Origin of the sequence: Serratia sp. AKBS12 (genome assembly GCF_024793895.1) — a bacterium.
Classification (GTDB): Bacteria; Pseudomonadota; Gammaproteobacteria; order Enterobacterales; family Enterobacteriaceae; genus Serratia_F.
The window spans coordinates 194,705-213,166 of sequence record NZ_JANUSB010000005.1 but is presented as its reverse complement, the minus strand read 5'-3'; the positions used below and the strand labels follow the sequence as shown (position 1 = coordinate 213,166).

The 18,462-nt window shown below is 54.2% G+C and carries 15 protein-coding genes; 8 read left to right on the top strand and 7 right to left on the bottom strand.

The annotated features are described in order from the left end of the window. Window positions 1-3: 3 nt before the first annotated feature. From ilvA to NYE85_RS03925, 3 genes are all read left to right on the top strand, one after another. On the top strand, window positions 4-1,548 hold the full coding sequence (gene ilvA, locus NYE85_RS03935; RefSeq protein ID WP_259003070.1) for a threonine ammonia-lyase, biosynthetic: 1,545 nt from the start codon (window positions 4-6) through the stop codon (window positions 1,546-1,548). Window positions 1,549-1,630: 82 nt separating this feature from the next. Next, window positions 1,631-1,930 (top strand): hypothetical protein, encoded by a 300-nt coding sequence (locus tag NYE85_RS03930; RefSeq protein ID WP_259003069.1) that lies wholly within the window; start codon window positions 1,631-1,633, stop codon window positions 1,928-1,930. Window positions 1,931-2,054: 124 nt separating this feature from the next. Next, the gene (locus NYE85_RS03925) at window positions 2,055-2,756 is read left to right on the top strand and encodes a DUF2461 domain-containing protein (protein WP_259003067.1); all 702 of its coding nucleotides are present in this window, start codon (window positions 2,055-2,057) and stop codon (window positions 2,754-2,756) included. Window positions 2,757-2,815: 59 nt separating this feature from the next. Here NYE85_RS03925 and ilvY read toward each other — a convergent pair whose 3' ends face one another. Then, window positions 2,816-3,697 (bottom strand): HTH-type transcriptional activator IlvY, encoded by an 882-nt coding sequence (gene ilvY, locus NYE85_RS03920; RefSeq protein WP_259003064.1) that lies wholly within the window; start codon window positions 3,695-3,697, stop codon window positions 2,816-2,818. Between the two features lie 169 nt (window positions 3,698-3,866). On the opposite strand from ilvY, the gene ilvC reads away from it, so the two are divergent. Together ilvC and NYE85_RS03910 are read left to right on the top strand one after the other, a co-directional pair. Next, entirely contained in the window at window positions 3,867-5,342 is a 1,476-nt protein-coding gene (gene ilvC / locus NYE85_RS03915) for a ketol-acid reductoisomerase (RefSeq protein ID WP_004956456.1), read from the top strand. Window positions 5,343-5,663: 321 nt separating this feature from the next. Next, window positions 5,664-6,305 (top strand): acyl-homoserine-lactone synthase, encoded by a 642-nt coding sequence (locus tag NYE85_RS03910; protein ID WP_259003062.1) that lies wholly within the window; start codon window positions 5,664-5,666, stop codon window positions 6,303-6,305. Here the strand turns inward: NYE85_RS03910 and NYE85_RS03905 are convergent. Both NYE85_RS03905 and NYE85_RS03900 read right to left on the bottom strand, forming a co-directional pair. Next, complete coding sequence (locus NYE85_RS03905; protein WP_259003060.1) at window positions 6,295-7,032, bottom strand: LuxR family transcriptional regulator; 738 nt, start codon at window positions 7,030-7,032, stop codon at window positions 6,295-6,297. The two genes, NYE85_RS03910 and NYE85_RS03905, sit on opposite strands and share 11 nt — an antisense overlap. Before the next feature lie 367 nt (window positions 7,033-7,399). Beyond that, complete coding sequence (locus tag NYE85_RS03900; protein ID WP_259003058.1) at window positions 7,400-8,332, bottom strand: sugar kinase; 933 nt, start codon at window positions 8,330-8,332, stop codon at window positions 7,400-7,402. 319 nt (window positions 8,333-8,651) lie between these two features. Between NYE85_RS03900 and NYE85_RS03895 the strand changes: the two genes are divergently transcribed. Next, the gene (locus NYE85_RS03895) at window positions 8,652-10,694 is read left to right on the top strand and encodes an AsmA family protein (protein WP_259003056.1); all 2,043 of its coding nucleotides are present in this window, start codon (window positions 8,652-8,654) and stop codon (window positions 10,692-10,694) included. A gap of 6 nt (window positions 10,695-10,700) precedes the next feature. Here the strand turns inward: NYE85_RS03895 and NYE85_RS03890 are convergent, their stop codons facing one another. The 3 genes from NYE85_RS03890 to yhjD all read right to left on the bottom strand — a co-directional run bounded on the left by NYE85_RS03890 (window position 10,701) and on the right by yhjD (window position 14,239). Next, window positions 10,701-11,462 carry a CDP-diacylglycerol diphosphatase gene (locus NYE85_RS03890; RefSeq protein ID WP_259003053.1) on the bottom strand — a complete coding sequence of 254 codons (762 nt, stop codon included), beginning with the start codon at window positions 11,460-11,462 and terminating at the stop codon, window positions 10,701-10,703. 106 nt (window positions 11,463-11,568) lie between these two features. Then, window positions 11,569-12,891, bottom strand: a complete 1,323-nt coding sequence (locus tag NYE85_RS03885) for an MFS transporter (RefSeq protein WP_259003052.1) — start codon at window positions 12,889-12,891, stop codon at window positions 11,569-11,571. 340 nt (window positions 12,892-13,231) lie between these two features. Then, the gene (yhjD, locus tag NYE85_RS03880) at window positions 13,232-14,239 is read right to left on the bottom strand and encodes an inner membrane protein YhjD (protein ID WP_259003050.1); all 1,008 of its coding nucleotides are present in this window, start codon (window positions 14,237-14,239) and stop codon (window positions 13,232-13,234) included. Between the two features lie 331 nt (window positions 14,240-14,570). Here yhjD and NYE85_RS03875 point away from each other — a divergent pair, with 331 nt between their 5' ends. Continuing rightward, window positions 14,571-15,437 (top strand): crotonase/enoyl-CoA hydratase family protein, encoded by an 867-nt coding sequence (locus NYE85_RS03875; RefSeq protein WP_259003049.1) that lies wholly within the window; start codon window positions 14,571-14,573, stop codon window positions 15,435-15,437. A 16-nt stretch (window positions 15,438-15,453) separates the two neighbouring features. Here NYE85_RS03875 and pdeR read toward each other — a convergent pair whose 3' ends face one another. Next, window positions 15,454-17,448, bottom strand: a complete 1,995-nt coding sequence (pdeR, locus tag NYE85_RS03870) for a cyclic di-GMP phosphodiesterase (RefSeq protein WP_259003047.1) — start codon at window positions 17,446-17,448, stop codon at window positions 15,454-15,456. A 519-nt stretch (window positions 17,449-17,967) separates the two neighbouring features. On the opposite strand from pdeR, the gene spy reads away from it, so the two are divergent. Then, window positions 17,968-18,456, top strand: a complete 489-nt coding sequence (gene spy / locus NYE85_RS03865; protein WP_259003046.1) for an ATP-independent periplasmic protein-refolding chaperone Spy — start codon at window positions 17,968-17,970, stop codon at window positions 18,454-18,456. The last annotated feature ends 6 nt before the right edge of the window (window positions 18,457-18,462 follow it).

Genomic DNA, 18,462 nt, shown 5'->3' with positions numbered 1-18,462 from the left:
ATCATGGCGGTATCACAACCCCTACCCGACGCCCCCTGCGGCGCCGAATATTTGCGTGCGGTGCTCCGCTCGCCGGTTTACGAGGTGGCGCAAGTCACCCCGTTGCAGGCGATGGACAAAATCTCCGCGCGCCTCGGTAATATCGTGCTGGTAAAGCGCGAAGATCGGCAGCCGGTGCACAGCTTCAAGCTGCGCGGGGCCTATGCCATGATTGCCGGGCTGGACGAAGAACAAAAGGCGCGCGGCGTGGTGACGGCGTCGGCCGGTAACCATGCACAGGGCGTGGCGCTTTCCGGTAGCCGCCTTGGTATCAAGACGCTGATTGTGATGCCGGTATCGACTGCCGATATCAAAGTGGATGCGGTGCGCGGTTTCGGCGGCGAAGTGCTATTGCATGGCGCCAATTTTGACGAAGCCAAAGCCAAGGCGATCGAACTTTCCGAGCAGCAGGGTATGACCTTTGTACCGCCGTTCGATCATCCGGCGGTGATTGCCGGTCAGGGGACGCTGGCGATGGAGCTGCTCCAGCAGGATGCGCACCTGGATCGCGTGTTCGTGCCGGTCGGTGGCGGAGGGCTGGCGGCAGGGGTGGCGGTATTGATCAAGCAGTTGATGCCGCAGATCAAGGTGATTGGCGTCGAAGCCGAAGACTCCGCCTGCCTGCGTGCGGCGTTGGACGCCGGGCAGCCGGTGGATCTGCCACGCGTTGGGCTGTTTGCCGAAGGCGTGGCGGTGAAACGCATTGGCAATGAAACCTTTCGGCTGTGTCGCGAATATCTCGACGATGTCATCACCGTTGACAGCGATGCCATCTGCGCGGCGGTGAAGGATCTGTTCGAGGATGTACGCGCCATCGCCGAGCCCTCGGGCGCACTGGCGCTGGCCGGTTTGAAGAAGTATGTGCAGCAGCATGACATCCAGGGGGAACGATTGGCTCACGTGCTGTCCGGCGCTAATCTCAACTTCCATGGTTTGCGCTACGTTTCTGAACGCTGTGAACTGGGTGAGCAGCGTGAAGCGCTGCTTGCGGTCACGATCCCTGAACAGAAGGGCAGCTTCCTCAAGTTTTGCCAACTGCTGGGGGGCCGGGCGGTAACCGAGTTCAACTATCGTTATGCCGATGCTGATAACGCCTGCATTTTTGTCGGCGTGCGTTTGACGCGCGGCCATACGGAACGCCAGGAAATCATCAGTGAACTGGCGGCCGGCGGCTATCAGGTAGTGGATCTGTCCGACGACGAAATGGCCAAGCTGCACGTGCGCTATATGGTGGGCGGGCGGCCTTCCAAGCCGTTACGCGAGCGTCTGTACAGCTTCGAGTTTCCGGAGTCGCCGGGCGCACTGCTGAAGTTTCTCCATACCCTGGGCACCCACTGGAATATCTCGTTGTTCCATTATCGCAGCCATGGCACTGATTTCGGTCGCGTGCTAGCGGGTTTTGAGCTGTCGCAAACCGAACCGGAGTTTGAACAGCACCTGGCGGCGCTGGGCTATGATTTTCATGATGAAACCACTAACCCGGCATTTCGCTTCTTTTTGCAGGGCTAAGGAAGTGCGAGCCGGGCGTTATCCAACCGAGGCGATCCAAAACGGGCTTCGGTTGCGGTGGCAGGCAACGCGGAACAACGCGATGGCGTTTGTCGGCGGTGGTATCAGTGCTACGCCGTCGCCGCCGGCGAACAATATCAAGACGACCGGGCAATATTTGATCGGCGTTATCCAGGCATTACCCGAGAGGATGATGGCAGTGTCGATGACGCTGATCCTGCTGGTACAGAGCAAAAATAGCGGTGTGGTATTGCTGAAATATTACCTCGTCATGCTGGTGGTCATGTTACTGGCGGTGTTCTCGACCTGGGCGAGCGGTGGGAACCAGCGTATTGCGGGTTGCAACGCTGCTGTGCGGTTCGGCCGGCGAGTTTTTATGTAGTAATCGGATAATTTTTTATCTGTATGTGACGTATTTCCGCAGCCGTCGGCGGGTGTTTGTGAAGCCGCGCTGGCAGAGGGCGGATCTACGCCATGGTAGATAAGGTAAAGCGGTGGGGAGAGATATGGCGCAGCGGTTCAACGGTTTTAGTCAGCAGGGATTGGATTTCCTACAACAGGTGCGGATTGAAAACGACAAAGACTGGTTTGAGGCACGGCGCGATGTCTATGAACGGGAATTGCTTACGCCTTTTCGCACGCTGGTGAACGACCTGGCCCCTGCGATGCTGATGATTGATCCGCAGTTCGAAATTCGCCCGGCGATCGGCAAAACGCTGTCGCGCCTTCATCGCGATACCCGGTTTTCCCATGACAAATCACGCTATCGCAGCCGGATGTGGCTGACGTTCAAACGGCCAAGCAAAGACTGGAAAGACGCGCCGGTGTATTTCTTCGAAATTGGGCCCGATCTGCTGCGTTACGGTTTGGGCTATTACAGTGCCAACAAGCAAACCATGGATCTGTTCCGCCATACGCTACGGCGCCAACCCCAACGGTTTCTTGAGGTGGCAGCCTGCTGCCAACCGCCGTTTGAACTGGTGGGCGAGAGCTACAAACGGTTGCTGGTAAAGGATCTGGCAGCGGAAATCTCGACCTGGTATCACCGTAAGTCCTTTGCCGTAATGGTCAGCGATAATCAGGTCGAAAAACTGTTCGGCGCCAATGTGGTGCCGATGCTGATCGAGGCGTTTCAACAGCTCGAACCGCTCTACCATTGGCTGATGAAGGTGGAGGCAATGAAACAGATCGATCCGGCTGACCTATAAACGCGTTTTGGCTGACCCGCCGCCTGGCGGCGAGAGGAGCGGCGGTGAATTTTTGCCGTTTACAGCAGCCGCCAAAACGCGTCGATCAACGGATCGCCGAGGCGCTTTTTCTGCACGCAAACGCCTAGTTCGAACGGCTCGACCATCGAGATATTGTCCAGTTGCGAGATGCGATTGCGCACCGGCTCCGGGCTGTTATCCACCACCACGCTCGGGATCAGGGCGATGCCGCAACCCAGCGCCACCATCGAGACAATGGCCTCATGGCCGCCGACGGTGGCATATATTAGCGGGTTGCTCAGGCGCTGCCGGCGGAACCACAGCTCGATGCGTTTACGCGACGGGCCGTGCTCCGGCAGGATAAACGGAATATTGGCCCAGTCCGGCTGTTCGGCAAATACCTGGGTACGCACGGCGCATGGCAACGCCGGGGCGATGAGTACCAGCGGAATTTCGCCGATTTTGGTGAACTCCACGCTGTTGGGCAGACTTTCCGGCCGGCCAGCGATGCCAAGATCGGCCTCGTTCGACTGAATTTTATCTACCGCATCGGCGGCATCGCCGGTGGTCAGTTTGATTTCGACCAGCGGATGCTGCGCGCGGAAGCGATCCAGAATCGGTGGCAGGTGGCTGTAAGCTGCGGTCACCGAACAGAACAGCCGCAGCTCGCCGCTCAACGAAGGACCGTGCTGACCGAGTGCGTGTTTCAGTTGCTGGTATTGCAACAGCGTTTGCTGGGCAAAAACTTTCAGCTGCTCCCCGGCGTCGGTCAACTGCACGGTACGGTTGTCACGCAGGAACAGCGGCTGCCCCAGCTCGTCTTCCAGCCGCTGTACCTGGCGGGAAAGCGTGGACGGGCTGACGTGCATCGCCTTGGCGGTACGGCCAAAATGACGGCCTTCTGCCAGGTGCAGAAACAGCTTTAAATCACGTAAATCCATAGTTGTACGCTCGCGGTGATTACGTTGCATAAATTGCAATATTACATTGTTAATATATCAATTTGAGCAACGCAGATCCTGTTATACATTGAGTTTAACGAATCTCCGCACAGACAGGGCGGGGAATGAAAATAACATGCAAGACACAACATCTAACTGGAGTACCACCATGGCTAACTATTTCAACACTTTGAACCTGCGTCAGCAGTTGGCGCAATTGGGTAAATGCCGTTTTATGGCGCGCGACGAATTTGCTGACGAAGCCGGCTACCTGAAAGGGAAAAAAGTGGTGATCGTCGGCTGTGGCGCCCAGGGGCTGAACCAGGGCCTGAACATGCGTGATTCGGGTCTGGACGTTGCCTATGCCCTGCGTAAGGAAGCGATTGAAGAAAAACGTGCTTCCTGGCGTAAGGCGAGCGAAAACGGCTTCAAGGTCGGGACTTACGAAGAGCTGATCCCGCAGGCCGACCTGGTGGTTAACCTGACGCCGGACAAACAGCACTCTGCCGTGGTGCGCGCGGTGCAGCCGTTGATGAAAGACGGTGCGGCACTGGGCTATTCTCACGGCTTCAATATCGTTGAAGTCGGCGAGCAGGTACGTAAAGACATTACCGTGGTGATGGTGGCGCCGAAGTGCCCGGGCACCGAAGTGCGTGAGGAGTACAAACGCGGCTTTGGCGTACCGACGTTGATCGCCGTTCACCCGGAAAACGATCCAAAAGGCGAAGGCATGGCCATCGCCAAGGCCTGGGCTGCGGCCACCGGTGGCCACCGTGCCGGCGTACTGGAATCATCCTTCGTTGCCGAAGTGAAATCTGATCTGATGGGCGAGCAGACCATCCTGTGCGGCATGCTGCAGGCGGGTTCACTGCTGTGCTTCGACAAACTGGTGGCCGAAGGTCGCGATCCGGCCTATGCAGAAAAGCTGATCCAGTTCGGCTGGGAAACCATCACCGAAGCGCTGAAGCAGGGCGGTATTACCCTGATGATGGATCGCCTGTCCAACCCGGCGAAACTGCGTGCCTATGCGTTGTCTGAGCAACTGAAAGCGATCATGGCGCCGCTGTTCCAAAAACACATGGACGACATCATTTCTGGCGCCTTCTCCAGCGGCATGATGGCGGACTGGGCGGAAGACGACGTGAAACTGCTGACCTGGCGTGAAGAAACCGGTAAAACCGCGTTCGAAAACGCCCCGCAGTTCGAAGGCAAAATCAGCGAGCAGGAATACTTTGATAACGGCGTACTGATGGTGGCCATGGTGAAAGCCGGTGTTGAACTGGCGTTTGAAACCATGGTGGATTCCGGGATCATCGAAGAGTCCGCGTACTATGAATCACTGCACGAACTGCCGCTGATTGCCAACACCATTGCGCGCAAGCGTCTGTATGAAATGAACGTAGTGATCTCCGATACTGCAGAGTATGGCAACTACCTGTTCTCCTATGCGGCGGTACCGTTGCTGAAAGATTTCATGAACACTCTGCAGGCGGGCGATTTGGGCCAGTCAGTTGCCGGTACCAGCGTTGACAATGCGCAGTTGCGTGATGTTAATGAAGCGGTACGCAACCACCCGATTGAATCGGTGGGTCGTAAACTGCGTGGCTATATGACTGATATGAAGCGCATCGCCGTGGCTGGCTAATCAGGCCGCTTAGCTTAGTTCCCGGGCGCGGTTTGGCGCCCGGTTAAAAACACCAAAAGCCGGCATTTGCCGGCTTTTGTCATTTATAGCGCTAACGTGCGTCTGCTCTTCTTCCTTCCATGCGCATCATGTAATATCAACCTCCTTGCTGACGTATCAACTGCGGCTTTGGTTGTGCAGCGCGCCTACCATACGAAGTGTCTGTACAATAGCTAACATAAACGTCAAATTATATAATGAAGTCGACTAACGCCGCTGGATATAAGAAAAATTGTTGGGTGGTTGTATTTGACATGCAAACATGCCGTTAACGGAGGGAATATGTTAGAGATTTTTGATGTAAATTATAGTTTGTTGGCCAATGACGTATCGGAAGAATTATTTACATTGCGCAAAGAAACCTTCAAGGATCGTCTCGACTGGGCTGTAAATTGCAATAATGGCATGGAGTTTGACGAGTATGATAATAATCATACCAATTATCTATTAGGCGTCAATGATGGCTCGGTTATTTGTAGCGTAAGATTTATAGAAACGAAATATCCTAATATGATAACTGGCACCTTTTTTAGCTATTTCGATAGAATCGATATTCCGTCAGGGAATTATCTGGAATCCAGCCGATTCTTCGTGGATAAAAAAAGGGTCAAATCGATGTTCGACAGTCGATTCCCGATTAGCTCCATCCTGTTTCTTGCCATGATTAACTATTCAATCAATGCCGGCTATGACGGTATATTCACCATCGTCAGCCATCCGATGCTAACAATATTAAAACGTTCTGGCTGGGGAATCTCTGTGGTTGAGAAAGGGCTGTCAGAAAAGGAAAAACCCATCTATCTGCTGTTTCTGCCGACCGACAGCCAAAATCAGGCGGTGCTGATTGACAGAATAAAGCAGCATGAGAGCCTTGCCGAGAATACCCTGACACATTGGCCGTTATCGTTGGCTTTCACTGAATGACCGGTTTGATGAGCTGCAGCTCAATGCCGAGTCTTATCGCGTGCTTGGCATTCAATACGCCGAGTTTTTTAACCACGTTGCCAATATGAAATTTTACGGTGCCAGTTTTTATACCCAGTATAAGGGCGATTTCCTGGTAAGTTTTCCCCATGCTGGCCCAATAAAGTATTTCATTCTCACGGTGTGAGAATATTTCTTTATCGTTATATATCTTCTCATCTTTATTTTGGCTCATCTCTCGGTATAGAGAGATGAGCTTGTCGTGGGCAGAAATTAACAGCATTTGCAGTTTTTCTTTGTTACTTTCGATATTTTCTTCTATCTCGTTGCTTTTCTCTTCATCCAGCATGATGGATAACATGGCCAGATTATTATTAGGATCATGCAGGACAAAGGTAAAGCCGTTAATGATATTGTATTTTCTGGACAGATTGAAGATTTTTGAAAGTTTTAAACTGGAATTAATGGCAAGGTTCTCGTCCCAGGAGAATGGCGCTATTTTATTGAATGCAATAACCACCACGGGATCAATATGCTGATAGTTATTTTCTTTATAAATATTCACCCACTCATCAGGGTAATTCGAGATTATATTGATCTCAGCAGGGTTTTTTTTATTAAGAATTAGATAGGAATATTTTATATCACCGTACACTTTCAGCTTGCGATCGAGGTAATTTTTTATCGTGTCATTGATGATGTCATTATTGGAGAATAAAATAGCCATCTAATTACCTCAAGTGAAACTATAACGTCCCTGTACTAACAAAAGTATAGCCCAAACCTAGACCTAAGTCTAACTACCCGGCGGAATGAAGAGAACATATACTGCGTTCATAAAATGAAAGTATAAAGATTCGAAAAAAAACCTGACCTTTTAGATCAGGTTGCCAATTGGCTAACACCAGGGAAAATTTATCTAGCAGTATTATCTTCGCTATCAAACGATACAGTCAATCTCTCTCATGCTATTTTGCACGATTAATGGCGAGGGAGAAGGCTGTGCTTTGGCGAACAATCCTCCTCTGACCCGCAATACGACTACGACACCCACGCTTAAGCGGGTGTCTGATCCCTTGATGTGCGGTTTAACATCACGCCGGCATAGCTGCCTGCGGGATAATGGCTCCCCGATACTGGATCACCGTACTGGCTGTCAGATGCCCACGCTGCGCCGCCTGTTCCGCGCTGCCGCCGTTCAAGCGCACTGCGAGGTAACCGGCGCTGAAGGAGTCCCCGGCGGCGGTGGTATCCACCACGTTCTCTTTGGCCAATTTCACCGCTGGCACGTCGTGTTCGCCACCTTCGGCGCTGTATACCAGGCAGGACTCTGCGCCACGCTTAATCACGATTTCCTGTACGCCGAAGCCGCGGGTGCGGCTCACCACCTGTTCTACCGGCTGCTGTCCCCACAATAAATCCTCGTCATCCAGCGTCAGGAACGCAATATCGGTGCAAGACAGCACATCGCGGTATACCTGTCGGGTTTCTTCCTTGTTTTGCCACAGGCGCGGACGGTAGTTATTGTCGAAAATCACTTTGCCGCCGTTGCTGCGGCATTGGCGCAGCAGAGCCAGCAATTTTGCCCGGCTGCCTGGATTGAGGATCGCCACGCTGATACCGCTGAGATAGAGATAATCAAATCGTGCCAGCTGCGAAACAATGCTGTCCGCCTGTGGGCTTTCCAACCAGTAGCGTGCGGCGGCATCGTTGCGCCAATAGTAGAAGGTGCGCTCGCCGGTTTCATCGGTTTCAATCACGTAAAGACCCGGTAGCTTGTTGTCCATACGCTGGATAAGTGAAGTCCCGATCCTTTCCTGCTGCCAGGCGCGCAGCATTTCCTCGCTAAAACTGTCGGTGCCCAGCGCGGTGACATAGTGCACATTCAGCGCCTGTTGCGCGACCTGACGGGCGACATAGACCGCGGTATTCAACGTATCGCCACCAAAGCCACGGCTGAGATCGTCGCCCTTCTGCGACAGTTCGATCATGCATTCACCGATCACGGCAAGATTTTTGTGATTCATGGGGTTCCCTGCGTTAAAAATTTGTCTGGTTACTGAGCTATATACTCAGTCTCATGGCAACGCGGCAACGAGTCAATACAAATAAAACGGCGTTTTATTTTATTTTGATCGCAGTCGTAAAATGCCCTGGTCGCTCTTTTTACTGCTAAAACCGGCGGCCATCACATCCGCATGATCGACGGGTGGCGATGTGGCATCCGCAACCTCCAGCGTGCCCAGCGCGTGAATTCTTGTGGGTCATCAACTAGGCTTGATAAGGACTATTAATCAATTTTGCCAGGCAAATCCAACGATTGACGAATGCGTTCAGGAATCCGTTATGAGCAAAACAGGAAAAGTTTTTAGTTGGCTGGGCGGGGTAGTGCTGGTGGTGGCGGTGGCTTTGGTCGTACTGATCGCCACATTCGACTGGAACCGCCTTAAGCCCACCATCAATGACAAGGTCTCTGCCGAACTGCAACGGCCGTTTGCCATTCGCGGCGACCTGGGCGTGGACTGGGCACGCAACAGGGACGAAGGCGGCTGGCGCGCCTGGGTACCGTGGCCACATATCCACGCCGAAGATATTGTGCTTGGCAACCCGGAGAATATTCCCGGCGAGCATATGGTGACGCTACGGCGGGTCGATGCCACCATTGCGCCGCTGGCGCTGCTGGGCAAACGGCTGTTGATCCCGCGTATCTGGCTAAAACAACCGAACGCGCGACTGCAGCGCTTGGCCAATGGCGAAAACAACTGGACATTCCATCTGGCGAATAGCGGCAGCGACCCGCAGGCAACGGCCTCCAACTGGTCGGTGAATATTCACGATATCGTATTCGACCGCGGCCAGCTTGATTATAAAGATGCCATGCTGAAGGCCGACTTGCGCGCCCAGATCGATCCGCTTGGCAAGCCGCTGCCGTTCAGTGAGGTGACCGGCAAAAAACGGCAGGGTGAGGTGGTAACGCCGGATTATGTTTTTGGCTGGAAAGTACAGGGCAGATATAACGGCGAGCCGTTGAGCGGCAGCGGCAAGATCGGTGGCATGCTGTCGCTGCAAAACGCGCAGCTGCCGTTCCCTTTGCAGGCCGACGTCCGTTCCGGCTCGACCCGCGTGGTGGTGGCCGGCACGTTGAGCGATCCGTTAAACCTGGCGGGGCTGGACGTGCAGTTGAAATTCTCCGGCGACAGCCTGGGCAACCTATATCCACTGATCGGCGTGCTGCTGCCAAACACGCCACCGTACGCCACCGACGGCCATCTGACGGCCAAACTGCGAGAGAAGGAGGGGGCGGTATACCTGTACCGGAACTTCGGCGGTAAAATTGGCGACAGCGATATTCATGGCGATTTGCGTTATGTCGCCAGCCAGCCGCGGCCAAAACTGACTGGAGAGGTGGTTTCCAGACAGCTGCGCTTTGCCGATCTGGCCCCGTTGATTGGTGCCGACTCCAACGCCGAAAAAGCCAACCGTGGCGAAAAAACGCGTCAGCCATCCGACAAGGTATTGCCGGTAGAGCACTTTGACAGCAAAAGCTGGGATGTGATGGATGCCGACGTGCGTTTTTCTGCCAAGCGTATCGAGCATGGTAATTCATTGCCACTCAGCGACTTATCTACCCATTTGAAACTGGATAACGGCGTGCTGTTGATGGATCCGCTGCGCTTTGGCGTTGCCGGCGGCAATCTGAATTCCACCGTACGGCTCGACGGCAGCAAAAGCCCAATGCAGGGGCGGGTGGATATGCATGCGCGCAAATTCCAACTTAAGCAGCTGTTACCGAACGTCGAGTCGATGAAACGTAGCCTGGGAGAACTGAACGGTGACGCTAAACTACGCGGCAGCGGTAACTCGGTGGCGGCATTGCTCGGCAGCAGCAGCGGCGATCTGCGGCTGTTGATTAACGACGGCGTTATCAGCCGCAGCCTGATGGAGATCCTGGGGTTGAACGTCGGCAACTATCTGGTAGCGCAGATATTCGGTGACGACGAGGTGGGTATTAACTGTGCGGCAGCCGACGTTGAGGTACGTAATGGCGTCGCTGCGCCGCGGCTATTCGTATTCGATACCGAGAATGCGCTTATCAACATTACCGGCAACGCCAACTTCGCCAGCGAGCGTATGGATCTGTCCATCAATCCGGAAAGCAAAGGCATGCGTGTATTGACGTTGCGCTCGCCGCTCTATGTACGCGGAACCTTCAAGAACCCGGATGCCGGGGTGAAACCGGGGCCGTTGATTGCCCGTGGTGCCGCCGCCGTGGCGCTCGGGGTGGTGGTAGCACCCGCCGCCGCGTTGCTGGCGCTGGTGTCGCCCAGCGACGGTGGTGATGAAAACCAGTGTGGGCAGATACTGCGCCAAATGAAGGGTAAAAAATAACGGCGCTCAGGGCGCTGGGGACAATAGCCGGCAGTGGTGATCCTGAATTTCCTCCGCCGAGGCCATATTGAAGCGCAGCAGGTTGCGTTCGGTGGCCAGCAGCAGGAAATCGCCGTCGGGCAACGCGGTCATCGCCAGCCCAAAACGGCCCATATGTTGCTCGGCGTCGGCGACTCCGTTGGCCAGCAAGCGGAATGCCCCCTGTTGCGCCAACTGCTCTGGCGTTACCCGACGGGCCAGATATTCATGATCAAGCAGACCACCGGGCAGCGGCTGCCAGCGTTGACTGACGCCGGGAGCCAGCTGTGACAGCCGCGTTTTTACCGCCGGTGACAGGCAGGAAATATGAATATGCAGCTGGTTCTGCGTGCGGCCGTATTCGGAATTAATCGCTAGCGAAATATCTGCGTCATCAATCGGTTTAGCATATTTTTGCGCCATAAACCGGCGTGCCTGCCAGGCTTGCTGGAAAAAGTTGGGGGTGGTGGTTGCCAGCAGTACCGGGCTTTCGATGCCGGTGATTTTCGCTGTCGGCATCAGCAGATACTGCAACGGGCCGTTGCGATCTTTTAACACCACAAAACCGGCGGGCCGATCCACCTGAGCGCAGGGCGTAGGATCGTGCCGTTGCTGCTGATTCGGCAGGCATTGCCGACTAACGATGCGCCACAGTGCATCTGTATGCGCAGGCTTCAGCCACCAGTAGAGCGCCACAACGACCAGCGTCAGTAGCATCAACAGTAATAAAAACCAGCGGCGCAGCGACATGATAACACTCGCGTTATTGAGCAGAGTGGCAGCATAAACGGCTTTTGTGACAAAAAACAGCTCAGCAGAGAGGGTGGCCCCGCGCACCGGCGGAGCCACGCGAGGGTTACAGCGCTTTGTGGCGGGTTTCTTTCATTGTCAGTAGAGCGATCAGCGTCAGGCTCGCCATTGCTGCCAGATACATGCCGACATAAAACAGACCGTAATTGGCGTTCAGCCAGGTAGCGATGTACGGCGCTACCGAGGCGCCGAGAATCGAGGCGACATTATATGAGAACGAGGCGCCGGTATAACGCACCTCGGTCGGGAACAGTTCCGGCAGCAGGGCCCCCATCGGACCAAACGTCAGCCCCATGATGCTCAGGCCGCACAGCAGGAATGCCATCACCAGCGCCTGGTTACCGGAACCAAGCATTACCGGGAACAGGAAGGAGAAACCGATCATCAGCAGGGTAATGACGATCATGGTCTTGCGGCGACCGAATGCGTCGGCCAGCAGGCCGGCGATTGGCACCATTACGCCAAAGCCGATCACCGCCAGCATCAGCATCCACAAGAAGCTTTCACGCGAATATCCCAGCCCCAGCGGCTGTGCCGTGGTGCCGTAAGTCATGGAATACACCGTCATCAGATAGAACAGCGTATAGGTGGCCAACATGATGAAGGTACCGAGGATGGTGACTTTCATATGCTTGCTCAACAGGGTGCCAAGCGGGATTTTTACCTGCTTGCCGGCTTTGGCCACTTTGGCGAATACCGGGGTTTCATGCAGTGAAACGCGCACATATAGGCCGATCAGTACCAATACCGCCGACAGTACGAACGGGACGCGCCAGCCCCAATCCATAAACTGCTGGTCGGTGAGCAGCCAGGACAGCAGCAGGAAGGTACCGTTGGCAAAGAAGAAACCGATAGGCGCACCGAGCTGTGGGAATGAACCGTACAGCGCACGCTTGCGCGGCGGGGCATTTTCAGTGGCCAGCAGGGCTGCACCGCCCCATTCGCCACCCAGTCCCAGACCCTGGCCGAAACGCGCCAGCGCCAGCAGCATTGGCGCCAGAATGCCGATGGTTTCATAACTCGGCAACAGGCCGATCAACACGGTGGAAATCCCCATGGTCAGCAATGAGGCGACCAAGGTTGCCTTACGGCCGACGCGATCGCCGAAGTGGCCGAACAGCGCCGAACCGATGGGGCGTGCCACGAAGGCCACGGCAAAGGTGGCCAACGACTGTAGCGTCGCGGTGGTTGGATCGCCCTGCGGGAAGAAAATATGCGGGAACACCAGCACGGCCGCAGTGGCGTATATATAGAAATCAAAGAACTCGATGGCGGTGCCGATCAAGGAGGCGACCAGCACCTTTCCCCGAGAGTTGACCGGCGTGGATGCATCATCGGCGTCGACAGTTGGTGCTATGGAGGCTTGCATAGTTGTTTCTTATATTTTGATTATCTAAAAGGCCATCTTAGACACAGCAAAATGCCTTTTCAACGGCGCAACTTTGTACAGCGCGTTCGATAACCGGTTAATAAGACTAATGTTTTATTGGCGTGGTGATTTGTAGAGTTTAACGTGGTAGATGTACTTTCAGGCAGTGTTAAACGCTGAAAAACCGGCAAAGAAAAGTTATTGGGTAGTTTGTTATTCTGCTTCTAGCGTCTCGCAGGGTTTTACTTGGTGCTTTATGCTGCTTTTTGGCTTGTTTTTTGAAACAAAAAACCGACCTGCTGTGAAAGGCCGGTATATTCCAATTGCCTGAACGGACCGGTTACCGCTGTGAAGGTAGCGTCTTATCCTCTTTATACTGCGCGGTAGCGATCCAGGCGGCGCAGAATAGCGTCAGGCGGGCAAAGAAGTAAAAGAACGCCATCAGACCAATCACCGAGCCAAATGCCGCACCGGAGGGGGATTTGGCTACCTGCGGCAGCGTCATGGTCATAACGAACTTGATCACTTCAAAGCCGATTGCTGCCATCAGGGTACCCCGTAACAGCGCTTTCTTCTTCGGCTTATGGCGCGGCAGCATCCAGAATATCCATAAGAACAACAGATAGTTGGCAAAAATGGAAATCGACAGCGCGATCAGCGTCATCGCCGGGCGCAGCCATTCGATATCGCCCAACCCCAAAGCATTGACGATGGCAGCCTGCGCGGAGCCGGCAATCGACGTTAGCGACAGCGTAATGATCAGTGCCACCACCAGGCCAATTAGTGAAATAAAATCACGGGTATATTTGAAATAGATTTTTTCCTGATCCTGCGGATTACGTTCCCAAACGTCTCGTGACTGCGCGCGGATGGCTTCGCGCAGGTTGCCCATCCAACTGATACCGGAATATAGCGCCAGCGCCAGCCCGGTAAGCCCAACGGTGGTGCGCTGTTGAATAGCGGTATTGACGGTGTTTTTCAGCGTGCTGGCCAGCGTCGGGTCGCTGATGCTGCCGACGATTTTATTGATCAGTTCAGCCAGCAAATCCGGGTTGGACGCCAAGACGAAGCCGACGGCGGCAAAGGAGACCATCAGGATCGGGATCAGCGATAAAAATGAAAAGTAGGTGATGGCCGCGCCAAACTGGCTGCCGAGCCGATCGTTGAAACGTTCGGTGGCACGCAGCAGGTGGGCAATGCTTGGCCAGGCCTTGATGCGCTCAACCAGACGGGAAAACCCGGAGATTCCCTTGTCGATGCTGTGATTGCCGGTTTTGAGGTCGATCAGTGGCTTGGCTGAGGTTTCACTGTCGGGCTGACGAGGTTCTTTATCTGATCCTGTAGGCATTACGTCACGATTTCCTTAACGATAAAAAGTCGGTCTGCCCCTGATTATAGCTAAACCGTCCGTCGATTTGGCCGTTGAAGCGGCGAATTTGGGGATTTCTCAGATTTGGCCGCTATCTGTTTAACAGATAGGGCTTTCGCAGTGCGTTTATGGGTAATAATCCGATCTCCTATCGTCGAAGCAGCCAATTTTTTCCGCCAATTCTCCTATTTCAGCGCCACGAAAGCGTTTACTGATGGTGTAGCCATGTGGTTTACCACTGCGCTATCGAACGACAGCCATAACGGCTGGAGCGATTCCATCGTTGTTACTGGTTAAATTGGAAGGTCCTATGAAATTACTCGATCACCCCACCTGCCGCCTGTTCACCGAGGCAGGCAATCTGTCGCAGATTTCGGCCTATTACGAAGAAGGGCGCAACATTATGTGGATGTTGCTGCGCGCCGAGCCGCGTCCATGCTTCAATCAGGCGTTAATCGAAGACATTATGGCGTTGGCGCAGGCTGCCAAAGAGTCGTCGCTGCAGTTTGATTTTTGGGTTACCGGCTCACTGGTGCCGAATATGTTCAACGTGGGCGGCGATTTGAACTTCTTCGCCGAGTCGATTAAAACCCGCAATCGTGCGGCGATGACCGCCTACGCACGAGCCTGTATCGACTGCGTACACGCGGCGGCACGCGGTTTTGATACCGGGGCGGTGAGCATCGCGATGGTGGAGGGCAGTGCCCTGGGCGGCGGTTTTGAAGCGGCATTGGCTCACCATTTTTTGCTGGCGCAGAACAATGCGCGCATGGGTTTCCCAGAGATTGCCTTCAATCTGTTCCCCGGCATGGGGGGCTATTCGCTGGTGGCGCGCAAAGCCGGCATGCGGCTGGCCGAGGAGCTGATCTGGAGCGGGGATGCACATACGGCGGAATGGTTCGAAAGTCGCGGATTGGTCGATCGGCTGTTCCAGCCGGGGGACGGTTATCTGGCGACGCGTACCTTTATCGACACTATCCGCCCCAGACTGAACGGCATGCGCGCCATGCTACGCGCGCGGCAACGGGTGCTGCAACTGACCCGTTCCGAGTTGATGGACATCACCGAAGATTGGGTACATGCGGCGTTCACCATTGAGCCAAAGGATCGGGAATATATTGAACGCTTGGTGATGCTGCAAGACCGACACACGCAAACCTTGCAGCGTGCCGTCTGACCGACGCCCGCCTGCATTACAGGGAAGCTGGATGCGGGCGGTAACCATGCAGCCACTGCGCAAGCTGCGCCGGTAGCATCGGGCGTGCAAATAGAAAGCCCTGCTTTTCATCGACCCCAACACAGTCGAGGAAATGGTTTTCGCTGTCGGTTTCGACACCTTCGGCAATAACGCGAAACTGCAGCGCCTCGGCTGCCGCCACGATGGCACGTACCAGCGATTGCGATACCGGGTTCAGATCGACGCCGTGCACAAAACTTTTATCCAGTTTGATGGCGTCCAACGGGATGCGCGCCAGCTGTGCCAGCGACGAATAACCGGTGCCGAAATCATCCAGGTGAACCTGCGCTCCCAACTGCCGCAGCCGTGTGATGACGGTACGTGCGCGGTTTTCATCTTCGATCAGGCTGCTTTCGGTCAGTTCAAAATCCAGTGGGCAGTGGGTAAGGTGGTTTTCCTGCAACACCTGTTGCAGATCCTCTACTACCGAATCATCCACCAACTGTCGAGCGGACAGATTGACTGCCACCCGCAGATTCAACCCTTGCCGTTGCCAGTCGGCCGCCTGGCGAGCCGCGGTTTTCAACACCCATTGACCCAGAGGGGTAATCAACCCCGACTCTTCCGCATAAGAAATAAACTTTAACGGCGGGATCAGCCCGCGTTCGGGAGAATCCCAACGCACCAGCGCTTCCACGCTGTGTACCTCGCCGCTGTAGGCATCTATTTTCGGCTGGTAATACACCACCAGTTGGTTCTGTTCCAGTCCCTTGCGCAAGTTGGTGTCGAGCCACATGTACTCCGCCACCCGTTGGTTCATTTCCGAGGAAAATACGGTAAACGTCCGTTTACCCAACTCCTTGGCGACGTACATGGCGGTATCGGCGCTGCGGATCAACCCATCAAGATCGTCACCGTGTTCTGGGCACAAGGCGATGCCAATGGAACAGCCGGTATAGACCTCAATCAACCCAATGCGAAACGGCGTTTTCAGCCGATCGATAATACGCTGCGCCAGCTCCTGAAGCATCACGCGGTCTGCCTGATAGACCAGTACCAGAAATTCATCACCGCCCAGCCGTGCCAGCACTTCGCCGTGGTTCAGGCAGCCGAGGATCGACCGGGAAACTTCAACCAGCAAGCGGTCGCCGAACATATGGCCGTAGGCATCGTTCACTTTCTTGAAGTTATCAAGGTCGAGATAGACCAGCCCGACGCTGCTTGCCGCGCGTGTCTCGATCGCCTGGGTGATCTTGTCCTGGATGGCGTTGCGATTGGGCAGTCCGGTGATGATATCGGTATTGGCCAGCACTCGCAGCCGTTCCTGGGCATGCCGTTCTTCGGTGATGTCGGTGCCGGAGCAGATTAAAAAGACCTCGTTCTTGCCGCTGCCGCTGTGGACGAATTTATTGCGAAACAGGAACAGTCGTTCGCCTTTGACGGTTTTTATCCAGCGCTCTACTTCATACGAGGCGCCGTTTTTGAAAAAACCGGCAATATTACGGCGTGAAGCGGCGGCTTCTTGCGGGCTCATAAACAGCTTGAAGACGTTTTTGCCGATGACGTCCTGCTCGCGCAGCCCGGTATATTCTTCGCTCAGACGATTAAAGCGTTGGATATGACCATGTTGATCGACAATGACAATCACCGAATTGGCTTCCGACACCACCTGCTCGGCAAACGATAGGCCGTGCACCAGATCGCGCGCTACGGCTTTGGTATCGGTATAGGCCGAAGCGGTACCTGCCCATTCGTATTTATTGATTCTGCGGCCAACCAAATGCAAATGGATAGGCTCGCCGGATAATTCAATGGCGATGTCCAGACTGCTGGTTACGCCGGTCAGCCGCCGGATTTTGGCCGCCTGCAGGGCCGTCAGGGTTACGGCAATATGTGCGGTGCCCTTAACGGCGGTCAGCTCCAGCGCGTTGCTGTCAAAGGACAGCCGCCAATAAGGGCTACTGGTACCAAACAGGGTGTTAAGGAGCACGGGTCCCGGATCTGCAAACATGATGTGTCCTCAAAAGAGCAACGGCAGCGCGGGGTCAGCCTCGGCGGTCGTTTCAGGCCAGTCCGGCCTTACTGCATATATCCCTATCATATAACACGCTTTTTGGCGCGGGATAATGATTTAAGGGAACTATTATAGATGCAATGATTCATTTTGCCTGACAACGCTGCTTGCCCGGCTAATGCTTATAAGTGTAGAAAAGAACCGTACTTTGGCAGAAATTTATGCCCGTGTGGTGATGTTGCGCGACGATAAGAAGTCGCTGTGATAAGTTGTCATTAATCCCAGGTAGGGAAATAGATTTTTATAGGAGATTTATCTGAATCGCAGTGGGGTTTTCGCAAACGAAACGCTTCCTCCATAATTTATTCATATTTGCCTATTAATTCTTTTTTGCATTTTAAAAAGTTTACACTCCCTCGCATTTCTCTATATTTATAAGCTTATTATTATCTTCGACGACACGATGAGCCTGTTAAGTACAGCGCTCCTGATGAAGAAATTTTAAGGAAATATATTATGCGTAAACTGACCGCTTTATTTGTCGCTTCCACTCTGGCCCTGGGCTCTGCTTCCATGGCGTTTGCCGCCGACACCAGCGCGCCGACTGCAGACAACGCGCCAATGAAAATGATGCATCATAATGGTCCAGGCAAGGGTGGTCCGTTTGCCGGTCTGAACCTGACCGAACAGCAACGCCAGCAAATGCGTGACATTATGAAACAGGCGCACCAGAAGCGCGGCCAGGGCATGAAGGAAGAGCGCCAGGCACTGCACAACATGGTGGCATCCGACAACTTTGACGAAGCCAAAGCCAAGGCGCAGATTGATACCATCAGCAAGGCACAGTCTGAGCGCATGCTGGAGCGCGCAAAAGCGGAAAACAAAATGTATAACCTGCTGACGCCAGAACAGAAAAAACAGTACAACGAAAATTATCAGCAACGCGAACAGAAAATGATGGAACATATGAAGTCAATGAAAGAGAAGATGGCTACTGCTGAATAATTGACA

Coding starts and splice junctions, on each gene's coding strand:
- yhjD (WP_259003050.1), bottom strand. CDS start 14,239: ATGCCTACAGGATCAGATAAAGAACCTCGTCAGCCCGACAGTGAAACC.
- pdeR (WP_259003047.1), bottom strand. CDS start 17,448: ATGTTTGCAGATCCGGGACCCGTGCTCCTTAACACCCTGTTTGGTACC.
- ilvC (WP_004956456.1), top strand. CDS start 3,867: ATGGCTAACTATTTCAACACTTTGAACCTGCGTCAGCAGTTGGCGCAA.
- NYE85_RS03900 (WP_259003058.1), bottom strand. CDS start 8,332: ATGAATCACAAAAATCTTGCCGTGATCGGTGAATGCATGATCGAACTG.
- NYE85_RS03905 (WP_259003060.1), bottom strand. CDS start 7,032: ATGGCTATTTTATTCTCCAATAATGACATCATCAATGACACGATAAAA.
- NYE85_RS03895 (WP_259003056.1), top strand. CDS start 8,652: ATGAGCAAAACAGGAAAAGTTTTTAGTTGGCTGGGCGGGGTAGTGCTG.
- ilvA (WP_259003070.1), top strand. CDS start 4: ATGGCGGTATCACAACCCCTACCCGACGCCCCCTGCGGCGCCGAATAT.
- spy (WP_259003046.1), top strand. CDS start 17,968: ATGCGTAAACTGACCGCTTTATTTGTCGCTTCCACTCTGGCCCTGGGC.
- NYE85_RS03885 (WP_259003052.1), bottom strand. CDS start 12,891: ATGCAAGCCTCCATAGCACCAACTGTCGACGCCGATGATGCATCCACG.
- NYE85_RS03930 (WP_259003069.1), top strand. CDS start 1,631: ATGGCGTTTGTCGGCGGTGGTATCAGTGCTACGCCGTCGCCGCCGGCG.
- NYE85_RS03910 (WP_259003062.1), top strand. CDS start 5,664: ATGTTAGAGATTTTTGATGTAAATTATAGTTTGTTGGCCAATGACGTA.
- ilvY (WP_259003064.1), bottom strand. CDS start 3,697: ATGGATTTACGTGATTTAAAGCTGTTTCTGCACCTGGCAGAAGGCCGT.
- NYE85_RS03875 (WP_259003049.1), top strand. CDS start 14,571: ATGAAATTACTCGATCACCCCACCTGCCGCCTGTTCACCGAGGCAGGC.
- NYE85_RS03890 (WP_259003053.1), bottom strand. CDS start 11,462: ATGTCGCTGCGCCGCTGGTTTTTATTACTGTTGATGCTACTGACGCTG.
- NYE85_RS03925 (WP_259003067.1), top strand. CDS start 2,055: ATGGCGCAGCGGTTCAACGGTTTTAGTCAGCAGGGATTGGATTTCCTA.